The organism is Tissierella sp., assembly GCF_031460495.1.
Taxonomy (GTDB): Bacteria; Bacillota; Clostridia; order Tissierellales; family Tissierellaceae; genus JAVKTS01.
The window spans coordinates 267,665-290,259 of the sequence record NZ_JAVKTS010000003.1 but is presented as its reverse complement, the minus strand read 5'-3'; the positions used below and the strand labels follow the sequence as shown (position 1 = coordinate 290,259).

General features: G+C 31.9%; 31 protein-coding genes and 1 riboswitch. All 31 genes read left to right on the top strand.

Annotated features, from left to right (window positions below):
* The first annotated feature begins 37 nt into the window (after positions 1-37).
* Complete coding sequence (locus RIN63_RS09115; RefSeq protein WP_310444411.1) at positions 38-1,075, top strand: P1 family peptidase; 1,038 nt, start codon at positions 38-40, stop codon at positions 1,073-1,075.
* Between the two features lie 14 nt (positions 1,076-1,089).
* Positions 1,090-1,542: an NUDIX domain-containing protein gene (locus tag RIN63_RS09110; protein WP_310444410.1), complete on the top strand. Its 453-nt coding sequence runs from the start codon at positions 1,090-1,092 to the stop codon at positions 1,540-1,542.
* On the top strand, positions 1,514-2,068 hold the full coding sequence (locus tag RIN63_RS09105; protein ID WP_310444409.1) for a GNAT family N-acetyltransferase: 555 nt from the start codon (positions 1,514-1,516) through the stop codon (positions 2,066-2,068). The genes RIN63_RS09110 and RIN63_RS09105 overlap by 29 nt, the downstream gene beginning before the upstream one ends.
* 11 nt (positions 2,069-2,079) lie before the next feature.
* On the top strand, positions 2,080-2,964 hold the full coding sequence (locus RIN63_RS09100) for a GNAT family N-acetyltransferase (protein ID WP_310444408.1): 885 nt from the start codon (positions 2,080-2,082) through the stop codon (positions 2,962-2,964).
* 15 nt (positions 2,965-2,979) lie between these two features.
* The gene (locus RIN63_RS09095; RefSeq protein ID WP_310444407.1) at positions 2,980-3,522 is read left to right on the top strand and encodes a signal peptidase II; all 543 of its coding nucleotides are present in this window, start codon (positions 2,980-2,982) and stop codon (positions 3,520-3,522) included.
* 6 nt (positions 3,523-3,528) lie between these two features.
* Positions 3,529-4,077 (top strand): GNAT family protein, encoded by a 549-nt coding sequence (locus tag RIN63_RS09090; RefSeq protein ID WP_310444406.1) that lies wholly within the window; start codon positions 3,529-3,531, stop codon positions 4,075-4,077.
* 25 nt (positions 4,078-4,102) lie between these two features.
* Positions 4,103-4,663 (top strand): GNAT family N-acetyltransferase, encoded by a 561-nt coding sequence (locus tag RIN63_RS09085; RefSeq protein ID WP_310444405.1) that lies wholly within the window; start codon positions 4,103-4,105, stop codon positions 4,661-4,663.
* 190 nt (positions 4,664-4,853) lie between these two features.
* Positions 4,854-5,177, top strand: coding sequence for a hypothetical protein (locus RIN63_RS09080; RefSeq protein WP_310444404.1), 324 nt, complete (start codon positions 4,854-4,856; stop codon positions 5,175-5,177).
* Positions 5,161-6,063, top strand: a complete 903-nt coding sequence (locus RIN63_RS09075; RefSeq protein WP_310444403.1) for a hypothetical protein — start codon at positions 5,161-5,163, stop codon at positions 6,061-6,063. The genes RIN63_RS09080 and RIN63_RS09075 overlap by 17 nt, the downstream gene beginning before the upstream one ends.
* Before the next feature lie 55 nt (positions 6,064-6,118).
* On the top strand, positions 6,119-6,478 hold the full coding sequence (locus RIN63_RS09070) for a DUF1801 domain-containing protein (protein WP_310444402.1): 360 nt from the start codon (positions 6,119-6,121) through the stop codon (positions 6,476-6,478).
* A gap of 11 nt (positions 6,479-6,489) precedes the next feature.
* The gene (locus RIN63_RS09065; protein ID WP_310444401.1) at positions 6,490-7,458 is read left to right on the top strand and encodes a ribose-phosphate diphosphokinase; all 969 of its coding nucleotides are present in this window, start codon (positions 6,490-6,492) and stop codon (positions 7,456-7,458) included.
* A gap of 112 nt (positions 7,459-7,570) precedes the next feature.
* Positions 7,571-8,059: an AAA family ATPase gene (locus tag RIN63_RS09060; RefSeq protein ID WP_310444400.1), complete on the top strand. Its 489-nt coding sequence runs from the start codon at positions 7,571-7,573 to the stop codon at positions 8,057-8,059.
* Positions 8,059-8,529 carry a GNAT family N-acetyltransferase gene (locus tag RIN63_RS09055; RefSeq protein ID WP_310444399.1) on the top strand — a complete coding sequence of 157 codons (471 nt, stop codon included), beginning with the start codon at positions 8,059-8,061 and terminating at the stop codon, positions 8,527-8,529. Before RIN63_RS09060 ends, RIN63_RS09055 begins: the two co-directional genes overlap by 1 nt.
* Before the next feature lie 69 nt (positions 8,530-8,598).
* Complete coding sequence (locus RIN63_RS09050; protein WP_310444398.1) at positions 8,599-9,063, top strand: 8-oxo-dGTP diphosphatase; 465 nt, start codon at positions 8,599-8,601, stop codon at positions 9,061-9,063.
* A 72-nt stretch (positions 9,064-9,135) separates the two neighbouring features.
* Positions 9,136-10,521: a UDPGP type 1 family protein gene (locus tag RIN63_RS09045; RefSeq protein ID WP_310444397.1), complete on the top strand. Its 1,386-nt coding sequence runs from the start codon at positions 9,136-9,138 to the stop codon at positions 10,519-10,521.
* Between the two features lie 119 nt (positions 10,522-10,640).
* Positions 10,641-10,928, top strand: a complete 288-nt coding sequence (locus tag RIN63_RS09040; RefSeq protein ID WP_310444396.1) for a sodium ion-translocating decarboxylase subunit beta — start codon at positions 10,641-10,643, stop codon at positions 10,926-10,928.
* Between the two features lie 65 nt (positions 10,929-10,993).
* A complete protein-coding gene (locus RIN63_RS09035) occupies positions 10,994-11,599 on the top strand; it encodes a GNAT family protein (RefSeq protein ID WP_310444395.1) in 606 nt (201 codons plus the stop codon).
* Between the two features lie 58 nt (positions 11,600-11,657).
* Positions 11,658-12,152 (top strand): GNAT family N-acetyltransferase, encoded by a 495-nt coding sequence (locus RIN63_RS09030; protein ID WP_310444394.1) that lies wholly within the window; start codon positions 11,658-11,660, stop codon positions 12,150-12,152.
* An 87-nt stretch (positions 12,153-12,239) separates the two neighbouring features.
* Positions 12,240-12,659, top strand: coding sequence for an NUDIX domain-containing protein (locus tag RIN63_RS09025; RefSeq protein ID WP_310444393.1), 420 nt, complete (start codon positions 12,240-12,242; stop codon positions 12,657-12,659).
* A gap of 62 nt (positions 12,660-12,721) precedes the next feature.
* Positions 12,722-13,396, top strand: a complete 675-nt coding sequence (locus RIN63_RS09020; RefSeq protein ID WP_310444392.1) for a zinc dependent phospholipase C family protein — start codon at positions 12,722-12,724, stop codon at positions 13,394-13,396.
* A gap of 38 nt (positions 13,397-13,434) precedes the next feature.
* A complete protein-coding gene (locus tag RIN63_RS09015) occupies positions 13,435-14,109 on the top strand; it encodes a hypothetical protein (protein ID WP_310444391.1) in 675 nt (224 codons plus the stop codon).
* A 61-nt stretch (positions 14,110-14,170) separates the two neighbouring features.
* Positions 14,171-14,872, top strand: coding sequence for a hypothetical protein (locus RIN63_RS09010; RefSeq protein WP_310444390.1), 702 nt, complete (start codon positions 14,171-14,173; stop codon positions 14,870-14,872).
* A gap of 81 nt (positions 14,873-14,953) precedes the next feature.
* Positions 14,954-15,490, top strand: coding sequence for a GNAT family N-acetyltransferase (locus RIN63_RS09005; RefSeq protein WP_310444389.1), 537 nt, complete (start codon positions 14,954-14,956; stop codon positions 15,488-15,490).
* A gap of 174 nt (positions 15,491-15,664) precedes the next feature.
* Positions 15,665-15,871 (top strand): helix-turn-helix transcriptional regulator, encoded by a 207-nt coding sequence (locus RIN63_RS09000; RefSeq protein WP_310444388.1) that lies wholly within the window; start codon positions 15,665-15,667, stop codon positions 15,869-15,871.
* 1 nt (position 15,872) lies between these two features.
* The gene (locus RIN63_RS08995; protein ID WP_310444387.1) at positions 15,873-16,313 is read left to right on the top strand and encodes a hypothetical protein; all 441 of its coding nucleotides are present in this window, start codon (positions 15,873-15,875) and stop codon (positions 16,311-16,313) included.
* A 15-nt stretch (positions 16,314-16,328) separates the two neighbouring features.
* Complete coding sequence (locus RIN63_RS08990) at positions 16,329-16,553, top strand: hypothetical protein (RefSeq protein ID WP_310444386.1); 225 nt, start codon at positions 16,329-16,331, stop codon at positions 16,551-16,553.
* A 340-nt stretch (positions 16,554-16,893) separates the two neighbouring features.
* Positions 16,894-18,426: a glutathione ABC transporter substrate-binding protein gene (locus RIN63_RS08985; RefSeq protein WP_310444385.1), complete on the top strand. Its 1,533-nt coding sequence runs from the start codon at positions 16,894-16,896 to the stop codon at positions 18,424-18,426.
* Positions 18,427-18,526: 100 nt separating this feature from the next.
* The gene (gene nikB / locus RIN63_RS08980) at positions 18,527-19,453 is read left to right on the top strand and encodes a nickel ABC transporter permease (protein ID WP_310444384.1); all 927 of its coding nucleotides are present in this window, start codon (positions 18,527-18,529) and stop codon (positions 19,451-19,453) included.
* 29 nt (positions 19,454-19,482) lie between these two features.
* Entirely contained in the window at positions 19,483-20,367 is an 885-nt protein-coding gene (locus tag RIN63_RS08975) for an ABC transporter permease (RefSeq protein ID WP_310444383.1), read from the top strand.
* 15 nt (positions 20,368-20,382) lie between these two features.
* Positions 20,383-21,372: an ABC transporter ATP-binding protein gene (locus RIN63_RS08970; protein ID WP_310444382.1), complete on the top strand. Its 990-nt coding sequence runs from the start codon at positions 20,383-20,385 to the stop codon at positions 21,370-21,372.
* A 1-nt stretch (position 21,373) separates the two neighbouring features.
* Positions 21,374-22,336 (top strand): oligopeptide/dipeptide ABC transporter ATP-binding protein, encoded by a 963-nt coding sequence (locus RIN63_RS08965; protein WP_310444381.1) that lies wholly within the window; start codon positions 21,374-21,376, stop codon positions 22,334-22,336.
* Positions 22,337-22,489: 153 nt separating this feature from the next.
* A riboswitch (purine riboswitch) is annotated at positions 22,490-22,591 on the top strand.
* Positions 22,592-22,595: the final 4 nt, after the last annotated feature.

The following is a 22,595-nucleotide window of genomic DNA, read 5'->3' as shown; positions in this document are numbered from 1 at the left end:
ATTTACTTTGTAGAATGGATAATTAAGGGGGAGTACGGTGGGAAATAGAAAAATTAGAGATTATGGAATTAATATAGGTACTTTTGCAATTGGAAATACTAACTCAATTACTGATGTAAAGGGAGTAAAGGTAGGACATGTGACTTTGGATGAAGGAGCTATAAAGACTGGAGTAACTGCAATATTACCCCATACTGGCAATATATTTAAGGATAAGTTAGTCGCTGCATGTCATGTAATAAATGGATTTGGTAAGTCTACAGGACTTATTCAGATTGAAGAACTAGGCACTATAGAAACACCTATTATACTTACTAATACCCTTAGTGTTGGTACAGCCCATGAAGCACTGGTAAGATATATGTTAAAGGATAACGAGGATATTGGGGACACCACTGGCACTGTAAATCCTATTATATGCGAATGTAATGATGGGGTAATAAGTGATATTAGAGGACTTCATATAAAGGAAGAACATGTTTATGAAGCCATAGAAAGATCTAGTACTGAATTTGCTGAAGGAGATGTTGGAGCTGGTAGAGGCATGATATGCTATGACTTAAAAGGTGGAATAGGATCATCCTCTAGAATTGTCCAGCTTGGAGGCAATTCATATACAATAGGTGTACTGGCTTTAAGTAATTTTGGTACATTGAAGGACTTTGCTTTAAACGGAGATCATATAGGACCTAGATTAGCTGATAAGATAGATAAAATGAATTCAACAGAGGATAAGGGTTCTATAATCATAATATTAGCTACAGATATTCCCTTATCATCTAGGCAATTAAAGAGAGTAATAAAAAGGGTCTATCCTGGAATCTCTAGAACTGGAAGCTACACAGGTAATGGAAGTGGTGAAGTAGTCATAGGATTTTCAACAGCCAACATAATCAAACATTATGAGGAAAATGACATTGTCGATATTAAGATAATTAATGAAAATAAGATAAACAGAGTTTTCAAAGCAACTGTTGAAGCAACTGAAGAAGCCATAATAAACTCAATGATATGCTCTAGCAGTACTGTAGATAGAAAAGGGAATATGGTGTATTCATTGAAGGATTTAATGTAAAGGGGTTGAGGTAAGTGAATAATAAGAGAATGGAAATGGGAATTAAGGCGTTAATTTTTAATAATGACAAGTTTTTAGTAATGCATAATAATGGCGTAAAAGAGGATTTATGGGAATTGCCTGGTGGTCGAATGGAATTTGGTGAAACAGCAGAAGAAACCTTAAAGAGAGAAATATTAGAAGAAACAGGACTAGCTGTCAAGCCTATAAAATTATTAGATACATGGAATTTAGTTGAGGAGAATCATCAAATAACAGGAATCATTTACTTATGTAAATTAGAAGAAGGTGAAGTAAGATTATCAGATGAGCATGATGCATTTCAATGGTTAGGAACAGATGATGAGTCACTGAAAAAGATGTATAATGTTTTTAGAGTAAGAATGGTACATTGGGATTGGGATGAGATAAGAGAGATTTATAATAGGGGGAGAGATAATGGAAATACAAACAATAATAAAAACTAAAAGGTTAATATTAAGACCATTTGAGTTATCAGATTCAAAAATAGTGCAAAAATTGGCTGGTGATTCAAAAATAGCAGAAACAACACTAAATATACCACATCCATATGAAGATGGTATGGCTGAATCATGGATAAATACCCACAAGGATAATTTGATTAATGAGACAAGTATTACTTATGCAATAGTTGAAAATGAAACTGGAGAGTTAATTGGAGCAATAAGCCTTATGGGCATAAATAAAGTTCATAAAAAGGCTGAATTAGGATATTGGATTGGAGTCCCTTATTGGGGTAAAGGATATTGCACAGATGCTTCTCAGGCTATAGTTGAGTTTGGATTTAAAGAATTGAACTTAAATAGAATATATGCCTTGGCCTTTGAATCCAACAAGGGATCGTGGAGAGTAATGGAAAAAATGGGCATGAAGTACGAAGGAACCCGTAGGCAGGATGTAGTTAAAAATGGAAGATTTAAAGATTTGAGAATGTATTCAATACTCTTGGAGGAGTTCAATGCTAAAAGTTAGGAGAAATGACTATGGTAAAATACGCATTAGCTAAAAAGGAAGAGATAAACAAAATCAGTAACTTCATAGCTGATTTAAATATAATAGAAGAGAGCCATATTGCATATTGTGGCGTGAATAGTGAAGAAATAGCAAATTCATTAATAGAGGATATAACAGATATAGAATTTGATAAAAGTTTTATAATTGCTAGAGAAGATGATGAAGTGATTGGGGTACTAGGATTTGATGCAGATATGGAAAGAAATAGTGCTGAAATATGGGGACCTTTTATAAAAAAAGAAAACTGGAGTATTGCAGCTGATATGTGGGAAAAGATGATGGAAATACTTCCAGAGAAGATAGAATCAATTAGTATGTTCATTAACAATAAGAATTCAAACTGTCTAAAATTAGCAGATATCCTTGACTTCAGTAAGAAAAGCGAAGAAAGCATATTAAAATTTTATAGAGAGAATATAGACAGTTTAGATGAAGTAAACCTATTGGAATTGGATGTTAAAGATTATGAAGCCATGAAGAAATTGCATGATAAATCTTTTCCAAATACCTATTACAGTGGAGAAGAGATAATATCAAGATTAAACAATCATAGAAAAGTATTCGTTTGTAAAGAGGCTGATAAACTAATCGCTTATATTTATGTTGAAGCAGAGCCAGAGTTTGGTGAAGGGAATATTGAATTTTTTGCAGTAAATGAAGTGCAACGAGGTAAAGGTGTAGGTAAGATTTTATTAACTATGGGATTAAAATGGTTGTTTTCATTTAATTCTATTGATTCCATTACACTTTGTGTGAATGCACAAAATGAAAAAGCAATTAATTTGTATAAAAAAGTGGGTTTTACAGAGAAGTATCAGTTAAGTTTTTTTATGAAGGAAATACTTGCCACCTAGAATAATAATATTGGAGTGATACTAATAAAATCAAGAAATAAAATTATCCCAGTCATTATTTTAATATTAATAGCCCTAGAGCAAGGAATAAAGATCATAGTAAAGAATTACTATGGAGTAAGAATTCCAATACTAGAGAACATATTGTATTTTATGCCTGTACTAAATGATAATTATTCATGGATTAATTCTATATTTCAATTTGGCTGGAGTAAGGCTTTTCATATAGTCTTAGTTTTAGTCGTTGTATTATTTGTTTATTCTGTTTTAAAATATTTAGAAAGCAAAAATATAAATGAGAAAATAATTAATATAATAAAAGTCTTTTTCTTTTCAGGTGCTATATGCTCCTTAATAGATAAGATTTTCTGGAATGGCAGCTTAGATTATATATTATTAAAAGGTTTTTTTGTATTTGATTTAAAGGATTGCTATCTAACTATTTCTGAGGGAATAATTGTAATACTTGCTATTAAAAATTGGAAAGCAATTTCAAAAATTAATGATAAAGAGTTAGTAAAAGATTACATTGGATTTATTAAGAGCAGAATGGAGTGATAGATAATGTTTAGACATATAATAGATGAAGATGTTGAACTAAGGTTGCTTGAGATATGGAACTCGCAAGAAATGTTTAATTTAATAGATTCAAGCAGAGACCATTTGAGAAAGTACTTACCTTGGGTAGACAATACCATATCTGTAAATGATACAAGAGTATTTATAGAGAGTACTAAAAGTAAATACGCAGCTAACAATGGCTTTGATGCAGGCATATGGTATAAGGGAGAATTAGCTGGGGTTATTGGATTTCATAGCATAAATAGGACTATCAAAGAAATAAGTATAGGTTATTGGTTAAATGAAAGATATCTAGGGAATGGGATAATGACAAAAGCTTGCAAGGAGCTCATTAATTTTGCATTTAATAATTATAAGTTTAATAGGATAGAAATTAGATGTGCGGAGGAGAACCTTAGAAGTAGAGCTATACCTGAAAGACTTGGATTTACTAAAGAAGGTATTATAAGAGACGGAGAATTGCTTAGTGATGGTTATGTGAATTGTGTTGTATATGGATTATTAAAAAGGGAATGGAAAACTCTGGGATGAACAAGCTGATAAATGGAGGGAAACAATGAAAATTAAAACATTGCAAAGAGAAGATGATAAATATATTCTCCAAGCAGCTCAACTATTAGTAGAGGGCTTTAAAAAGGACTGGCCAGATGCATGGCCTAATCTAGAATCTGCATTGGAAGAGCTTGAGGAATGTTTAAGTTCAGATAGAATATGTCGTATTGCTATAGATGAAAATGATAATCTTGTAGGATGGATTGGTGGAATAAGCCAGTATGACGGGAATGTATGGGAGTTACATCCCATAGTAGTTGACATGAAGAATAGAAAGAAAGGGATAGGAAAGCTGCTAGTTAAAGATTTGGAAGAGCAAGTAAGGGAAAGAGGGGGCATTACAATTCAAGTAGGGAGTGATGATGAAAACAATATGACATCATTATCCAATGTAGATATATATGATAATTTATTTGAAAGGATTAGAGATATTAAGAACTTTAAGGGGCATCCGTATGAGTTTTATTTCAAATTAGGATATAAAATCATAGGTGTTATGCCAGATGCAAACGGATTAGGAAAGCCAGATATATATCTAGGTAAGAGAGTTATTGATTGGAAATAGAGGATATTGGTAAATTAGAATATAGAAATATATTTATTTCCCTTAGACTATAAGTTTAGGGGACTCTTTATTTTAATTGTCCGAATTTATTTTTTAACAAAAGAAGGAATATGAAGAAATATGTAGAATAAGTAATAATGGAGAATTAATATGTTTCTACATAAATGAACATAAGCGAGGGAGATTAAATATGAAAAAGAAAATAAAAAACTTAATTGTTCTAAATATTTGTATTACATTACTTATATTGACTAGTTGTAGCCAGCCTCAGTTCAATGATGGGCTAATAAAAAAGCCACAGGACATAGTTGACTATTGTGTAGAAAATGCTATTGTGTTTGATTTTGATAATACAAGTAACAGCATTCCAGATGAATTGGTAGATACACTCTCTGATTATAAAGTAGTTCTTTCGAGAAATGCATTATGTTCAAGAACATCAAGAAATGATGGGGAGCTTACTAGAGCGCTTACACGACCATGGATTCAGATATTATTTGCAAGAGACCAGTAGCTCAAGTGGATTGATGATCGACTACTATATCAAAGGAAAGTTAAGTACATTAGAAGCAGATGAAAAATTTGTAGACTTTATAATGATTGAAAAGTTGGCTAATTTCAATCAAAGATTGAGAGAAGAAGGGAGAGAAGAAGAACAAATATCATATGTTGGTTTTGATCTTAACCATATGAGGACAGAGTACCAGACAGCCCTAGCACATATGATCAGTCTATATCAGCTTCCGTCTCATACATTTACTTCTTATAATAGTGATGCTTTAAAGATAAAAGAAGCCTTAGAAAAGGGACAAATCAAAGGGATAGATGCAGAACAGCTAGAAGAAATAAAGTATATTACTGAAGCACAAATAGAATCAGCAGAGATTCTTGCTAATTGGGATGATTTTGATCGTGAAGATTTTATAGAAAAATATGTATTTAAAGCAATTGATGAATCAAAGGAAGGTGAAAAATTGTTAGTGAATGCTGGTGCATGGCATGCCCAATTGATACTGCATTGGAATGTAACTAAAGATGATAGCTTTCAATGGCTCGGTATGCGATTAAAAGAGCGATATAAGGATGATCCAAATGGCCTTTATAGTTTCTTTTGTAATACATATAAGGGTGAAATCCGCTCTAATCTTTACAGACCAGACTCTTTTAATTATGAAGCAGATGATAAATTGAGAGCAGGCTCTTTGATTTCCTATCTAATGAAAGCTTATGGAAATAAAACAGTATTTGTTGATTTTAAAACTGTGCCAGATAACAGTCTATCTATTGATATTCAGATACCTCATCATATCATAGATTTACCAGTAAATAGGCAATTCAATGGTATGTTAGTTTATCCAGAAATCCATGTTCCAAAAACATTAAAATACTATGAAGATTAACTGATAGATTTCATACTTAACATTTTATAAGAATGACCTAAAAAAGGAGAGAAACATGGGAGAGAACACAAAAATAAAAACTATTGATGAATATATTGCTACATGTTCAGAAGAAATTCAACCTAAACTAATAAAACTTAGGAAGATCATTTTAGATGCATCATCGGAATTGACAGAGAAAATTAGCTGGGGTATGCCTACCTTTTACTTCAAGGGCAATGTGATCCATTTTGCAGCACATAAAAAACATATTGGTCTATATAGTGGAGCAGAAGCAGTTCAATTCTTTAGTGAAAAACTCCAAAGCTACAAGACCTCCAATGGCACAATTCAAATACCTAATGACAGAGATTTAGATGCAGATTTAATTCAAGATATTGTAAATTTTAATGTTGAGGGGAATAGAAAGAAATAGGAGGATTTAAGATGAGTAGTGAAATAAAAATCTTTAGTGGAAGCTCAAGTAAAGGTTTTGCTCAGAGGATATGTGATTATATAGGAGTTGAACTTGGTAAATCTGAGGTAATTACATTCTCAGAAGGTAATACCTTTGTTAGGATTGGGGAGACTGTAAGGGGCAAGGATGTATATCTTGTACAATCTATAGGTCTGAATCCAAATGATGAATTTGTAGAAATCTTATTTTGGATGGATGCATTTAAAAGAGCAAGTGCCAGTTCAGTAACGGCAATAATGCCATATTTCAGCTATGCAAAAGGAGATAAAAAAGATGAGCCCAGAGTATCCATAAGGGCAAGGGTATGTGCAGAATCCATAGAGCTATCTGGAGCAGATAGGATAGTTACAATGGACTTACATAGTCCTCAGATTCAAGGTTTCTTCAAGAAACCAGTGGATCATTTATTTGCATTACCAGTATTATGTGAATATATAAGGAATATGGATATGGATGATTATGTTATTGTTTCTCCTGATGCTGGTTATGCAAAACAAGCTAGAGAGTTTTCGCAACATTTAGGTGTTTCTACAGTAATAGGAGATAAGACTAGAAAGGGTCATGATGAAAAGGCTAAAGTATTGGAACTAATTGGAAATGTTAAAGATAAAAATGCCATAATTGTAGATGATTTTAGCATAAGCGGCGGAACCTTAGTAGAATTAGCAGGATTTTTGAAAGAAAGAGGTGCTAAGAAAATATTTGCATGTTTATCTCATATACTTCTCAATTCAAAAGGAGTAGATAAGATAGAAAATAGTCCAATCGAGAAGGTTATAAGTACAGATACAGTTGTAAACCCATGTATTCACGATTCCAATAAGATTGAAATTATATCAGTTGCACCTCTTTTTGCAGAGGCTATTTCAAGGATTCATAATAGGGAATCTCTTGGTATTCTATTTGATAAACTACCAGAAAAGGTTATCAAGGCATGAATCTTAAAGAAATAGAAGAATTCACATTCCAGATTTTTCTTCCAGTGTGAAGGGTGTGATTAATTATATATTGAATAAAAGATGAAAATTATATTAAATGAGGAAATGTATTATGAAAAAGCTAATTATTATTAATGGGGTAGCAGGGGTTGGAAAAACCACTGTCTGTAAAGAGCTTTATAAATCAATTTTTAACTCAGTATGGTTAGATGGTGACTGGTGCTGGATGATGAACCCTTTTGTTGTTAATGAAGAAAACAAGAGGATGGTTGAGGGAAATATCACTTTCTTACTAAAGAATTACTTAAATAATTCCTCTTACAAATATGTGATTTTTAATTGGGTAATTGGAAATAAAAAGATATTTGAAATAATACTAAGAGAATTAGACGATTTGGAATTTCAACTTTATAAAATATCTTTAACATCTTCTTCTGAACTTCTTAGAAAAAGAATGCTAGAAGATGGAAGGACAGAAGAGCAAATTGAAAATAGCATTAATAATTTAAGACTTTATGATGATATGGATACCTTAAAGATAGATACTACAAATATAAGTGTAAGGAGTACAGTCAATAAAATTCTGGAGATGATAAAATAATGGAAAGTTTAGATATAGTCATTGAACAAGTTACCAAAGGTAATTATCATATGTTTGATGATATGGTATATTGGAGGTCGAATGGATTTGAAAGGACTGAGGAAGAGAAAGAAAAGAATAAAAATTTAAATTTCCAGGATGCATTTTTAGAACTTGAACACCAAGGTTTTTATGTTTTTGCTGCCCTTTGTGAAGGTCGATTCGTTGGATGGATAATGCTAGTATATATACCTAAGATAGGGAAGTGGAGCAAAGGAGTAGTTTTCGTTGAAGAATTGTGGACAGACCCTGAATTTAGAAGGAAGGGAATTGCTATGAAACTTATGGAAAAAGCATATGAAGTTCAAAGAGAAACAGAAGCAATTAAGGTTAGACTTTATACGGATAATATACATGCGCAAAAACTATATGAAAAATGTGGACTAGAAGTAACAAGTAGGGCAGTATTCATGGAATCAAAAGATAGTTGAATGTAAGTAACCCAAATAGAAGGACGATTCTTTTTGTTTGGATTCTAATAATATGAAGGAGTGAATATTTTGCCAAGTTATAAACTATACAATATGTGCATGGTCTATAATGAAGAGAGTGATCAGGTATTAGTTCAAGATAAGTTGCCAAAGGATGGATGGGGAGGAATAACATTTCCAGGTGGACATATAGAGTATGGAGAAAGTTTTATTGAATCTACTATTCGAGAAGTGAAAGAAGAAACAGGACTTAATGTTACTGACTTACAATATTCAGGCATAGTAAATTACTTTAATACTGAGAATTATGAAAGATGGATGTGCTTTCTTTATAAAACAGATAAGTACTCCGGTGAATTAATAAATGAAACAAGAGAAGGGAAAGTATTTTGGGTAAACAGGGACCAATTGTTAACTATGAAATTAGCACCTAATATGGACAAGTATCTTCATTTATTTTTTAGTGATATTCATCATGAGGCATTTGCTTATAGTAATGGTGAATATACAGATGAATTGAGGATTATAGGCTAGTAAAGAAGAATACATTTTTGAAATAGAAATAATAATGTATCTTTATATAAGGCTGGGTTGGAGGGATAGGGAATGAAAGAAAAAATACAAGAAGTAGAAAGCATTGTATGTGAATATGGACAAGAACATCTATTAAGATATTTTCATGAGCTTGCAGATGAAGAAAAAGAAAGTTTGCTGAACCAAATCTTGTCAATTGATTTTGAACTAATAAGCTCTTTATATAAGAAAATGACAAATCCTGAAATAAATAAAAATCAACAGGATTTACAACCTCTCAAAGCATATAATTGGGTTGATATAGATAATGAAGATAGAGGACGCTTATATGATGTTGGAATTGAGAAGATGAGTGAAGGTAAAGTTGCAGTTGTTCTTCTAGCAGGAGGGCAAGGAACAAGACTAGGATGTTCAGGACCTAAGGGAACTTTTGATATTGGCTTGCCATCTCATAAATCTCTTTTTCAGCTACAATGTGAACAAATAGCAAATATATCGAGGAAATGTGGTAAGTATATTAATTGGTATATCATGACCAACCATGCTAATCACCACGAGACAGTAAGTTTTTTTGAAGATAGCAAATATTTCAATTATCCTAAAGAAAATATTACATTCTTTGAGCAAGATATGCTTCCTTCAATTGATGGTAATGGTAAAGTACTTCTTCAGGAAAGAGATAAAATTAGTATGTCACCTAATGGAAATGGTGGTTGTTTTTTAGCACTTAAAGATAAAGGTATACTTTCAGAAATGAAGGAGAAAGGTATTGAATGGATATTTATAAATGGTATAGATAATGCCCTTGTAAAAGTAGCGGATCCATATTTCTTAGGTTTTACAATAGAAACAGGATTATCATCAGGGAGTAAAGTAGTAGCAAAAAAATATCCAGATGAAAAGACAGGAATACTTTGCTACCAAGATGGGCGACCAGCCATAGTTGAGTATTCGGAATTACCTATAGAATTGTCACAGAAGAGGGACGATGATGGAAATTTAATATATGACAATGCTAATATAATAAATCATCTATTAAAACTTGAAGTCCTTGAGGAGTTTTTTAATTATGAAATTCCTTTTCATGTAGCTCACAAAAAAATTCCATACACCAATATCAATGGTGATACTGAATATCCAGAGGAACCTAATGGTTATAAATTTGAAAGTTTTATATTTGATATTTTCTTTCATATATCAGATATGGCAGCATTAAAGGTTGCTAGAGAAGAGGAATTTGCTCCAGTAAAAAATAAGGAAGGTGAGGATAGCCCTTACACTGCTAAAGAGATGGTATTAGATTTACATAAAAAATGGTTACTGGATAGTGGCGTGAATGCAAGTCTGCTTCATGAAAAGACTGTTGAGATATCTCCTTTAACTTCATATAAGGGAGAAGATATTGAAGAAATAAGAATAACAGATAAATTACTCAAATCTGATACTATATTAATCTAAACAGGTAATGACATTAATATTTGATAAAGGAAGCAAGGACTTAGGGAGACTAAGTTGTATTAAAGAATTTTAAAGATAGAAATAGAAAGATATTATTTTTTAGAAGGAGAAAAAAAGAATTGAAAAATCAAAGATTAAGAAAATTAATTACTGTATTTACTGTTATTTCAATATTACTTACTATTATAAGCATAGGTTTTAATTGTTTATTGCCTAACTATTTAGCATTTAAATTTAATTTTAAAACAGAAGAAGCAAGTTCCATAGGTATCATAGGTGGTGCAGATGGACCAACATCGATTTTTCTGGCTGCTGGGCAATCTTCTTTTTATTTTACTATTATTTTCCTACTACTTTCCATAGTTGGAATTTTATATTTGTCTTTAACTAGAAAAACTATCAAATAAAATTAGGGGAAATTTAATAAATAATAATAACTAATTGAATTATGTACTGGGAGGTTTTTAAGTAAATGGAAATAAAAAATGATAAGGTTATATTAAGAGATTTTGTAGAATCTGATATAGACGATAGAATATATTGGGAAACTGTAGAAATGGAATGGCAGTTATGGGATGCTCCCTGGGAATATAATGAAAATGAGGTATTTGATTCAGATAAATATCGCAAGGAAAGGCTAGAGTGGCTGGCAGAAGAGAAGGATGAAAATAGGATTCGTTGGAGTTTTCAAATATGCATCAATGATGAGAGTCGAAAACATATTGGTTGGATTAATGCCTATGATATTGATGGAAATTACAGATATACCAAGGAAGATGGATATTGTACTATAGGAATTGATATCCCAGATTTATCTTCCAGAGGGAAGGGTTATGCAACTGCTTCTTGGGACTTATTTATTGATTACTTGCTATCAAATGGAATAGGAGATATATATACTCAAACTTGGTCTGGTAATGAGAGAGTATTAGGATTAATGAAAAAGATTGGTTTTGAAGAGTGTAATAGAGAGCATGGATTTAGGATTGTAAGAGGTCAATTATACGATGGGCTAACATTCAAACTAAATAGGGAGAAGTACAAGGATTTTCATGAAGGTGCTAAGTTGAATAAGTAAGGGATAAGGATGTTTATACTTAGAAGTGACAATAAAAATACAGTTAAGGAGCCGAGAAATGAGAGAAATGACAATAAGAAAGTTAGAAAAAAAAGATCATGATAGAGTACTTCAATTAAATGATGAGTCGGTACATTTTCTATCATCATTGACAAAAGATAAACTTGAAAGCATCATATCTCAATGTGAAATAACTAATGTAATGGAAGTAGATGGTCGTGTTGAAGCATTTGTTTTGACATTAAAAGAGGGCAAAGAATATGATAGTGTCAATTATCTCTGGTTTTCTAATCATTATGACCATTATATATATATAGATAGAGTCGTAGTATCTTTGAAAATGCAAGGCAAAGGACTAGGTAATATTTTATATGAGTCGGTATTTAATCATGCAAAGCTAATTGGAGTACCTTATGTAGCTGCTGAAATTGATATTAATCCTCCTAATCATGGATCCTTAAAGTTTCATGAGAAATTCGGGTTTGTGGAGGTTGGAAAACAAACAGTTGCTCAAGGTAAAAAGGTAGTATCTTTACAAGTTGTCAATTTATAAAACAAATTAGTTAAAAATTTATACATTCAGTTAAGAAATTGAAAAGTAATGGAATATAACAAGCTTAAAGGGGAGAAAAATCATATTATGTTAACAGTGTGTTTTCATGACTTAAATACAATAGAAGATAACAAGTTGAAGTTTGCAGTTATTATGGCAAGATATGAAGGGAAATGGATATTTGTAAGACATAAGGAGAGATTGACTTGGGAAATTCCAGGTGGACATAGGGAAACTAATGAAGATATTAATTTTACTGCCTCAAGAGAGTTAGTGGAAGAAACTGGAGCAAAGGATTTTAAAATTAGTCCAGTTTGTATATATTCAGTAAATAGAGATGGCATAGAGTCCTTTGGACAATTATTTTATTCCCAAGTAGAAAGTCTTGATGAATTACCGATTTCTGAAATAGGTGAAATTAGATTATTTGATACATTACCTCAAAGCCTAACCTATCCTTTGATTCAACCATATTTATTTAAGAGAATTATGTTATTTTTAAATTGAAAGATTGGAAAATTATTTAAAACTTAAAAGATAGAAAGCTAATCATAAAGGGGAGGAGTATTATGGCGACATGGGGAGCACATGTTAGAATAGCAGAAGCTATACTTAATGTAGATTGCAGTTTGGATGAAGAATCTTTTCTTGTAGGTAATATAGGACCGGATTGTGGACAACCTAATGAAGATTGGAGTGAATTTTCACCGTCTAAATCAGTTAGTCATTGGATTAATGAAGATAATATTACTGAAGCTGAAAAGTTTTACGACAAATATCTAAATAAAGAAATAAAAGATAATAACTTATATTCATTTTTATTAGGCTACTATGTCCATTTATTAACAGATATCCATTGGGGAAACTTGGTAGATGAGAAGAAAAAAACTGATCAAAAGTATCAGAAATTAGAAACTGATAAAAGTTTTATATGGACTATTAAAAAGGATTGGTATGATTTAGATCATCTATACTTTAGAAAAAATCCTAACAGCATATTCCATAGGATTTTTAAAAATATAGAATCATTCCCTGATTACCTTGATTATTACCCTGCTGGGGCAATAGAGAGGCAATTAAAGTACATTATTGGGTTTTATACTAAACATGATGGTAATCCAGAAAGAGAATATACATATTTTACAGCAAAGGAAATGGATGACTTTGTAAACGAAAAATCAAATTATATTATAGAATTATTAAAAGAAAAGAGAAATAGGAATGATTCTATAAGTAAATCTTAGTGAATAAGTATAATAGAGACTTTTAAGGAGTGAATAATATGATTTTCAAAATACTATTGAAGTATATTGGTGTGTCACTTGTAATTAGTTTAATCTTTGGTGCTACAGTATTTACATCTTCAATCATTAAGAAGAGATTTAAAAAGGATTTTATAAGTCAGTATTTATTTCAAATATTGAGTTTTATTGTTTTTATAATAATGTTGCTATATAGCAAATCCAATATTTCAATATTTAGTACCCACAATTTACTTAATTGGAAAAACATAATACTACTTTTAGTCTCTATAATTCCTACTTCTATAATTGCTTACAATAGTCATAAAATTAAACCTGATTATTCATTTAAGCTAAAACATTTTTTAGATGGTGCAACAATGGAAATACCTCAAAGGCTATTAGTTCAAAATTTATTTCTTGTTTTAGGAGTCAATATAGTTAGTTATAGTTTAGTGCCATTAAATATACTGCTAAATGCTATAATCTGGCTACAGTTTATTATTGTACAAGAGATTATCCAAGGAGAGAAGCTTTCTATTAATATATTGCCAGAGCTGATTGCATCATTTTGGTTTTCAATATGGGTTGGTATCCTATATCAAGATGCAGGAAATATAATAATTCCTATGTTAGCCCATGGATTTCAAAGAACTTGTACTTATGCAATTAGAAAAAGGTTTGGGAAACTGAATCCAAGTCAAACTAAAATATAATATCAATTAACAGGGTTGGCTTTATAATAAGCTAGCGTGAACTTGAAAGGAGAATAGAGATATGATTAAAAATAAAAAGATGTCTGGTTTTAGTTTTTTTTCCTTAGGATTATTAGTGTTTTTGGCATTAGGGATGGATTTGTTTGTTATACTTATAGATAGGCTCATATGGGGGAGTGAGCTACAAGTTAATACATTTTTTCAAAATCCTTGGTATGTATTAGTTGTTCATTGGAGCATAGTAGTTGCACTATGGATAATAGGCGGATTATTAACATTTAAATTTCTAATAAAGAAAAATGTAGTTGAAGAAGTGATTTCAATAAAGTGGAATAATAATTTAGTTTATCTTCTTATTATCGCTGCAGTAGGAAGTATTTCACTCACTATATTTGAATCACTAATATTTTCTTCTTCCCTACCTCAGTTTTTTAAAGAATATCAAAAATTTGTTCAATATCATGGTTCTATAGGATCCATAGTGTGGCTTTTTCAAAACATATATTATGTCATAGAATCAATGCTTGTAGTGCTACTACTTGCATTAATGCAGCGAGCAGGAGAAATATGGTTTAAGAGCCAAAGCTTCCCTTATGGAGGTATCGGGCTGTTGCTTACTTGGGGAATTAGTCACCTTATACATGGATTAATTAGCGGACTATGGATTTGTGCATTTTCTTTAGTTTTCGGATGGATATTTATAAAAGCTAAAAAGTGTTGGTGGCCAAGTTTGCTGTTTGTTTGGCTTATGTTTTTTATATAGAAAATAATGGAGAGGATTATTTTCTTTAGAATTTATTTGCAGTTAAATTAAATAACTTATGATAAGGGGGTTTGTGATAATATGCAAAGACTTGAAACTAAAAATCTAAAATTAAGAAGGATGGAAGATGGGGATATAAACGATTTGTTTGAAATGAGAAAAGATCCTAGAATGATTGAATTTACAGATTCGAAAATAGACGCAAGTATTGATGAAACTAAGGCATATGTGGACAAAATGAATAAGGGAATTGATGATAATCAATGGGTAATTTGGGCTATTGAGTTAAAAGAATCTAGTCAAGTAATAGGTTCAATCAGTATTTGGAATCTAAATAAGGAAGAAAGAAGTGGAGAATTAGGGTATGGAATAATTCCTGATTACCAGGGTAAGGGATTAATGAAGGAAGCACTACTGAATGTAGCTGATTATGGATTTCATAAGATGAATTTAGAGGATTTGTATGCATATACAGAAGTAAACAATATTAAGTCAATTAAATTATTAGAAAAATGCAACTTTCGAGAAGTAGATAGAATTAAAGAAGAAGGATATTATAATAAAAAAACCTATGAAATGGCTATATATAAATTACATCAATTGGAGCTAGATTTATAATAGAGAGCGGTGCTACTAATATGAAAAATATAGAAATATGAATATGTAGTTCTTTTCAACAACTAAGTAGTGAAAAATTCACTACTTTTTATTTTTTTGCAAAGTACACTTGACAAATAATGCAAAGCGTACTATACTAAAATTGCAAAGCAAACATTGCAAAGAGGTGATTTTTTGAAGACAAGAATTCAAGAGCTGCGTAAGCAACATAAATTATCCCAAGAAGAACTAGGTAATGCAGTTGGTGTAACAAGGCAAACAATTACTTCCTTAGAATGTGAGAAATATACAGCATCCTTAGTTCTGGCTTACAAGATTGCAAAATACTTTGGACTGACTATTGAGGAAGTATTTGACTTTTCTGAAGAGGGGGAAATTTGATATGGCAAAATTTAGAGAGAAAATTCGTTATAGAATAATATGGCTCATGGTAGTTGGTATAAGCTTAGGGATTAGTTATCTTATTTTGTTTTTAAAGCAAGATAAACTACCACAAATGCCTGATTTTATGATGAGTTTTCATGGTGGAGTATTATTTGGGATTGAAATTCTACTTATTGTCGATATACTTAAGAATTTAATGGCTATAAGGAGTGAAAAGTCATTGAAAAAATTATATATCGAGGAAAATGATGAGCGTACAGTTATGATAATGCAAAAGACAGGTGCTATGGGTATGGCAATATGCATTATTGGTTTAGGATCTGCCACTGTAATATCTGGTTTTTTCAATGAAATTGTATTCTTCACACTACTAGGAGCCACATTATTTACAGCATTAATCAAAGGATTCTTTAAAATTTATTATCATAAAAAATTATAGTCAGGGGGATAGAAGATGAGAGATAAGCAGATGAATAAGTATATAATCTGGGGTTTACTTATCAATAGTATTACAATGAGTTTAAAATATTTTATAGAAGTACCAGATGGTATTTCTTGCTTCGGAATGGGAGTAGGTATTGCGATGATAATCTTTGGAGCATATTCAATGAAGCATGATACAACAAAAATAAGAGATTTCAAAAGAAATTTGTTTAAAAAATTCATAAAACAAATGTAGAAGATAGACTAAAGAAACAAACAGCCTTGATCCATAAATTTTGGATCACAGGCTGTTTGTTTTTATTTTAAGGAATTGGTAATATATTGAAATTTTGAACAAAAAATATTCGCTGTAGCTATGATGCATACTAGGTTCTAAGTAAAAAAATAGAAAATGGAATTGAGAATCATTGTTTGTCAAAAAACCATAAATACAGTATAATGTACCCTAGTTCTAATCTATCAGCATAGCATTACTATATCTATTATATTCTAGGGATTCACTATTGATATTGAGGAAAAAACTAGTGCTCATAGTACAAATAGTTATAGTATAAAAAAACATAAGGAGTGATTAGATGTTTAAGAACAAGAAAATTCTATGGTTAGTAATTGCAACAATGGTAATCAGTTTTGCTCTAGTAGGTTGTGGTAGTGGAGATGGTGGAGGCGCTAGTAAAGCAAAAGACACTTTAGTTATTGCACAAGGGGCAGATGCACCAACACTTGACCCACATGGAACTAATGACCAACCAGCTTCAAGGGTTTCTAAGCAAATTTATAATACCTTAGTATTTGCTACTGAGGAAATGGAATTAGTGCCAGCTTTGGCAGAGACATGGGAATCAATTGACCCATTAACATGGGAATTTAAACTTGCAGAAGGCGTAAAATTCCATAATGGTGAAGAATTTAAAGCTTCAGATGTTAAGTTTACATTCGAAAGAATGCTTAACTCAGAGCAAGTAGCTCATATACTAGGACCAGTTACAGAAATTCAAGTAGTAGATGATTATACAGTTCGTATAATTACTTCAGAGCCATTTGCACCATTACTTGCTCACCTTACTCATACTGCATCTTCTATTCTTAATGAAAAAGCAGTTACTGAGGCAGGAGAAGATTATGGTCAAAAACCTGTTGGAACAGGACCTTTCAAATTTGAAGATTGGCAATCAGGAGACAAGATAACTCTTAAAAGATTTGATGATTATTTCCAAGGTGCTGCTGCAATAGAAACTGTAATTTTCAGAAATGTACCTGAAGGAACAAACAGAACTATAGGACTTGAAACAGGTGAAATTGATATAGCTTATGATATTGAGCCAGTTGATAAAGGAAAAATTGAAGAACATGAAAATCTTGTATTAGTTGAAGGACCATCATTATCAAGCCAATATTTAGGTTATAACTTGAATAAAGCTCCATTTGATAATGTAAAAGTTAGACAAGCAATTAACTATGCAGTAAATGTACAAGAAATAATAGATGTTGTTTTAGAAGGAGCGGGAGTAGTTGCAAATGGACCTTTAACAGAAGGAATATTTGGAGCTAATTCAGATCTAAAAGGATATGAATATAATCCAGAAAAAGCTAAACAATTATTAGCAGAAGCAGGATATCCTGATGGATTTGAAACTACAATCTGGACTAATGATAGCCCAGTAAGAGAAACAATAGCTACAATGGTACAAGCTCAACTTAAAGAAGTAGGTATAGAAGCTAGAACAGAAACTGTAGAGTGGAGTGCATATCTAGCAAGAACAGCTGCTGGAGAGCATGATATGTTTATCTTAGGATGGACAACTGTTACTGGAGATGCTGACTATGGTCTATATGCTTTATATCACAGTACACAACAAGGCGGATCAGGAAATAGAACATTCTTTAGTAATGCAAGAGTAGATGAGTTACTAGATATTGGTAAAACAGAACCAGATCAAGATGCAAGAATAGTAGCATACAAAGAAGCACAAGAAATAATTGTTGAAGAAGCACCACAATTATTCTTATACTTCTCACAAGATAATGTAGGTATACAAAATAATATAACAGGATTTAAATTACATCCAGCAGGACATCACTCAATATACAACGTATCTTTTAAATAATAATTAAAAGTAAATAAGAGAAGAAGGCAGAAACGCCTACTTCTCTTATCTGCTAAATAAAGCATTAATCGAAATTTTTAATAATAAGGAGGGGAAAAATGTGCATAAATATATCATAAAAAGATTGTTATTATTGATACCAGTAATACTAGGGGCTACATTTTTAGTTTTTACAATTATGCATTTTACGCCAGGAGACGCTGCTCAGACTATGCTTGGTGAAAGAGCGCCAGAGGCAGAAGTTGAAGCCCTAAGAGAAGAAATGGGATTAAATGATTCATTGCCAGTGCAATATATAAGATATATAACTAAGGCTGTACAAGGAGACTTTGGAAGGTCATATGCATCAAAAAGACCTGTGTTTAATGAGGTATTTACTAGATTCCCAGCAACATTAAAACTTGCAGCGGCAGCTATGGTTTTGGCTGTGGTTTTAGGCGTGCCAATAGGAATTATATCTGCTACTAAACAATATACATTGACAGATAGTATTACAATGATCTTGGCCTTAATGGGAGTTTCCATGCCAGTATTCTGGTTAGGTCTTATGTTGATCTTAGTATTCTCTGTTAATTTAGGTATTTTGCCTTCTAGTGGATCAGAAACACTAAGGCATTTAATCTTACCTGCATTTAGTCTTGGCATAGGATCTACAGCTATAATTACGAGAATGACAAGATCATCTATGCTAGAAGTAATAAGACAAGACTATATTAGAACTGCAAGATCAAAGGGAGTATTAGAAAAGAAAGTAATCAACAAACATGCACTTAAAAATGCATTGATACCTGTAGTAACTGTTGTTGGCTTACAATTTGGAAGCTTATTAGGTGGTGCTGTTCTTACTGAAACAGTATTCTCATGGCCAGGAGTAGGAAAACTAATGGTTGATTCCATAAAAAAACAAGATACACCTATGGTTTTAGCATCTGTAATTTTTATAGCTGTTACATTTAGTGTTGTTAATCTACTTGTTGACATCCTATATGCATATATTGATCCAAGAATTAAATCACAATATAGATAAACTTAAATTTAATGTAAGGAGGTAGAAAAATGTCTGATAATGTAAAGACTAAAGATAAAAAGAAAAAACGTGGACAATGGTATGAAGCATGGAGAATGCTGAAAAAAAATAAAATGGCAATGATAGGTTTAGGAATCTTAGTTACTTTAATACTGCTTGCTGTATTTGCAGATGTTATAGCAGATTATGACGATGTAGTAATAAAGATGAATACACCTATAAGACTTCAAGGACCAAGCAAAGATCATATACTTGGTACTGATGAATTAGGTAGAGATATATTTGCTAGAATGGTTCATGGTGCTAGAGTATCATTAAAAGTAGGTATAATTGCTGTAGGTATTGCAATAGTTGTTGGAGGAACATTAGGAGCTATTGCAGGATTTTACGGTGGAAAACTTGATAATATCATAATGAGAATCATGGACATATTTTTATCTATTCCTAGTATTTTATTAGCTATTAGTATAGTTTCGGCTCTCGGCCCTTCTATGCTAAATCTAATGATTGCAGTAGGAGTTTCTTCTGTTCCAAGTTATGCTAGAATAGTTAGAGCGTCAGTTCTGTCTATTAAAGATCAGGAATTTATAGAGGCTGCTAGAGCAATCGGAGCAAAGGATAGTAGAATAATAATTAAACATATATTACCAAACTCCTTGGCACCTGTAATAGTACAAGGTACCTTAGGTGTTGCAGGAGCCATACTTTCAACGGCTGGTCTTAGTTTCATAGGATTAGGTATTGAAAAACCAGCACCTGAATGGGGAGCAATGCTTTCAGGTGGTAGACAATTTTTAAGAGACGCTCCACATGTAGTAGCATTCCCTGGTATAGCTATAATGATTACAATTTTATCACTAAACTTACTTGGTGATGGGCTAAGAGATGCTCTTGATCCTAGATTAAAACAATAGGAAGGGAGAAACATAATGAACAATGAATTCTTAAATATAAAAAATTTACACATACATTATATAACTGATGAAGGTACAGTTAATGCAGTAAATGGTGTTAATATAGAGTTAAATAGAGGAGAAACTTTAGGAATTGTTGGTGAAACTGGAGCAGGGAAAACAACAACTGCATTAGGAATCTTAAGACTTATTTCAAATCCTCCTGGAAAGATAGTAGAAGGTGAAATATTCTTAGAAGGAAAAGATGTTTTATTAGAGTCAGAGGAAGAAATGAGAAAGATAAGAGGTAAAAAGGTATCAATGATATTCCAGGATCCTATGACATCTTTAAATCCGGTAATGACTGTAGGAGAACAAATTGCAGAAGTTATCGAGATTCATGAAAATGTTTCTGCTAAAGAAGCAGAAAAGAAAGCAAAAGAAATGCTAGAATTAGTTGGTATACCTGAAGCTAGGTCCAATGAATTTCCACATCAGTTTTCAGGTGGAATGAAGCAAAGAGTTGTTATAGCAATTGCTCTAGCTTGTAATCCAGGACTTTTAATAGCAGATGAACCTACAACAGCCCTTGATGTAACTATTCAGGCTCAAGTTCTTGAACTAATGAAAAACTTAAAAATAGAATTTAATACAGCTATGCTTTTGATAACTCATGACTTAGGGGTAGTAGCTGAAGTTTGTGATAAGGTAGCAATAATGTATGCTGGAGAAATAGTAGAGTATTCAGATGTTGAAGGACTATTTGAAGATACAAAGCATCCATATACTGCTGGATTGTTTGGTTCTATTCCAAATCTTTTTGATGATGTGGATAGATTAAAACCAATTAAAGGATTAATGCCAGACCCTACAGAGTTACCTACTGGATGCAAATTTCATCCAAGATGTCCACATGCTCAACCTATTTGTGCCACAAAACATCCTGAGGATGTAGAAGTATCACCAGGACATAAAGTTAAATGTCTAATATATACTGGTGAAGTTCAACCAAAGGAGATGAAATAATATGAATACAATATTAGAAGTAAAAAACCTAAAAAAACATTTCAACACTCCTAAAGGGCTACTTCATGCAGTAGATGGGGTTTCCTTTAAAATTGATAAGGGACATACTCTTGGAATAGTTGGAGAGTCAGGCTGTGGAAAGTCTACATTAGGTAGAGTTATTCTCCACTTACTTGAATCTACTGATGGAGAAATATTCTACAAAGGTGAAGACATAACTAAAGTAAATAATGAAAAGTTTAGACAATTGAGACAGGAAATGCAAATAATTTTCCAAGATCCCTTCTCTTCACTTAATCCTAGAATGACTGTTAGTGAAATAATCAAAGAACCTTTAGTTATTCATAAGGTTCTAAAAGACAAACAGTCTATAGATAGAAGAGTAGGTCAACTAATGGATACTGTAGGATTAGCAGAGAGACTTGTAAACACTTATCCTCATGAGTTGGACGGGGGTAGAAGACAAAGAATTGGTATAGCTCGTGCATTAGCACTTAAGCCAAGCTTTATAGTTTGTGATGAGCCTGTATCAGCTTTGGATGTATCTATACAAGCTCAAGTTTTAAACTTGATGCAAGATTTACAGAAAGAAATGGATCTAACTTATATGTTTATCACTCATGATTTATCTGTTGTTAAACATATTTCAAACGATATACTTGTAATGTACCTGGGTCAGTTAGTAGAAAAAACAGATTCAAAGGATTTATTTAAAAATCCTTTACATCCATATACAAAGGCTCTTTTATCTGCAATACCAGTACCAAGTTTAAAAAATAAAAAAGAAAGAGTACTTTTAAAAGGAGAGCTTGCATCACCTATTAATCCAAAACCAGGATGTAGATTTGCACCAAGATGTATTCATGCAAAAGAGAATTGTCACAGTGTAGACCCTGTGATTGAAGAAATTATGCCAAATCATTTTGTTGCATGTCACTATGCTAGAGAAATAAACGAACTATAAAACATAAGAAAAAAAGCAGATTATCTGTAGGCCACTGAAAAAGTATCATATTGACTTTTCAATGGCCTCGACTATCTGCCTTTTATTTAAGTAATAAATATAGATATTTCAACAAACAATTCTTGACTTATATTAATTCTGTTGTTAATATGTAAGTATAATGAATATGTTGCTCATATAAGTCCCATAATATGGTTGGGGCGTTTCTACCAAATGACCGAAAATCATTTATCTATGAGCGAAAGTGTACCTAGGGTTC

What these genes read in the sequence shown, in the direction of transcription:
- RIN63_RS09105 (WP_310444409.1), top strand. Translation starts at nt 1,514, where the DNA reads ATGGAAATACAAACAATAATAAAAACTAAAAGGTTAATATTAAGACCA.
- RIN63_RS09100 (WP_310444408.1), top strand. Translation starts at nt 2,080, where the DNA reads ATGGTAAAATACGCATTAGCTAAAAAGGAAGAGATAAACAAAATCAGT.
- RIN63_RS09090 (WP_310444406.1), top strand. Translation starts at nt 3,529, where the DNA reads ATGTTTAGACATATAATAGATGAAGATGTTGAACTAAGGTTGCTTGAG.
- RIN63_RS09085 (WP_310444405.1), top strand. Translation starts at nt 4,103, where the DNA reads ATGAAAATTAAAACATTGCAAAGAGAAGATGATAAATATATTCTCCAA.
- RIN63_RS09080 (WP_310444404.1), top strand. Translation starts at nt 4,854, where the DNA reads ATGAAAAAGAAAATAAAAAACTTAATTGTTCTAAATATTTGTATTACA.
- RIN63_RS09070 (WP_310444402.1), top strand. Translation starts at nt 6,119, where the DNA reads ATGGGAGAGAACACAAAAATAAAAACTATTGATGAATATATTGCTACA.
- RIN63_RS09065 (WP_310444401.1), top strand. Translation starts at nt 6,490, where the DNA reads ATGAGTAGTGAAATAAAAATCTTTAGTGGAAGCTCAAGTAAAGGTTTT.
- RIN63_RS09060 (WP_310444400.1), top strand. Translation starts at nt 7,571, where the DNA reads ATGAAAAAGCTAATTATTATTAATGGGGTAGCAGGGGTTGGAAAAACC.
- RIN63_RS09055 (WP_310444399.1), top strand. Translation starts at nt 8,059, where the DNA reads ATGGAAAGTTTAGATATAGTCATTGAACAAGTTACCAAAGGTAATTAT.
- RIN63_RS09045 (WP_310444397.1), top strand. Translation starts at nt 9,136, where the DNA reads ATGAAAGAAAAAATACAAGAAGTAGAAAGCATTGTATGTGAATATGGA.
- RIN63_RS09035 (WP_310444395.1), top strand. Translation starts at nt 10,994, where the DNA reads ATGGAAATAAAAAATGATAAGGTTATATTAAGAGATTTTGTAGAATCT.
- RIN63_RS09030 (WP_310444394.1), top strand. Translation starts at nt 11,658, where the DNA reads ATGAGAGAAATGACAATAAGAAAGTTAGAAAAAAAAGATCATGATAGA.
- RIN63_RS09025 (WP_310444393.1), top strand. Translation starts at nt 12,240, where the DNA reads ATGTTAACAGTGTGTTTTCATGACTTAAATACAATAGAAGATAACAAG.
- RIN63_RS09020 (WP_310444392.1), top strand. Translation starts at nt 12,722, where the DNA reads ATGGCGACATGGGGAGCACATGTTAGAATAGCAGAAGCTATACTTAAT.
- RIN63_RS09015 (WP_310444391.1), top strand. Translation starts at nt 13,435, where the DNA reads ATGATTTTCAAAATACTATTGAAGTATATTGGTGTGTCACTTGTAATT.
- RIN63_RS09010 (WP_310444390.1), top strand. Translation starts at nt 14,171, where the DNA reads ATGATTAAAAATAAAAAGATGTCTGGTTTTAGTTTTTTTTCCTTAGGA.
- RIN63_RS09005 (WP_310444389.1), top strand. Translation starts at nt 14,954, where the DNA reads ATGCAAAGACTTGAAACTAAAAATCTAAAATTAAGAAGGATGGAAGAT.
- RIN63_RS08995 (WP_310444387.1), top strand. Translation starts at nt 15,873, where the DNA reads ATGGCAAAATTTAGAGAGAAAATTCGTTATAGAATAATATGGCTCATG.
- RIN63_RS08990 (WP_310444386.1), top strand. Translation starts at nt 16,329, where the DNA reads ATGAGAGATAAGCAGATGAATAAGTATATAATCTGGGGTTTACTTATC.
- RIN63_RS08985 (WP_310444385.1), top strand. Translation starts at nt 16,894, where the DNA reads ATGTTTAAGAACAAGAAAATTCTATGGTTAGTAATTGCAACAATGGTA.
- RIN63_RS08975 (WP_310444383.1), top strand. Translation starts at nt 19,483, where the DNA reads ATGTCTGATAATGTAAAGACTAAAGATAAAAAGAAAAAACGTGGACAA.
- RIN63_RS08970 (WP_310444382.1), top strand. Translation starts at nt 20,383, where the DNA reads ATGAACAATGAATTCTTAAATATAAAAAATTTACACATACATTATATA.
- RIN63_RS08965 (WP_310444381.1), top strand. Translation starts at nt 21,374, where the DNA reads ATGAATACAATATTAGAAGTAAAAAACCTAAAAAAACATTTCAACACT.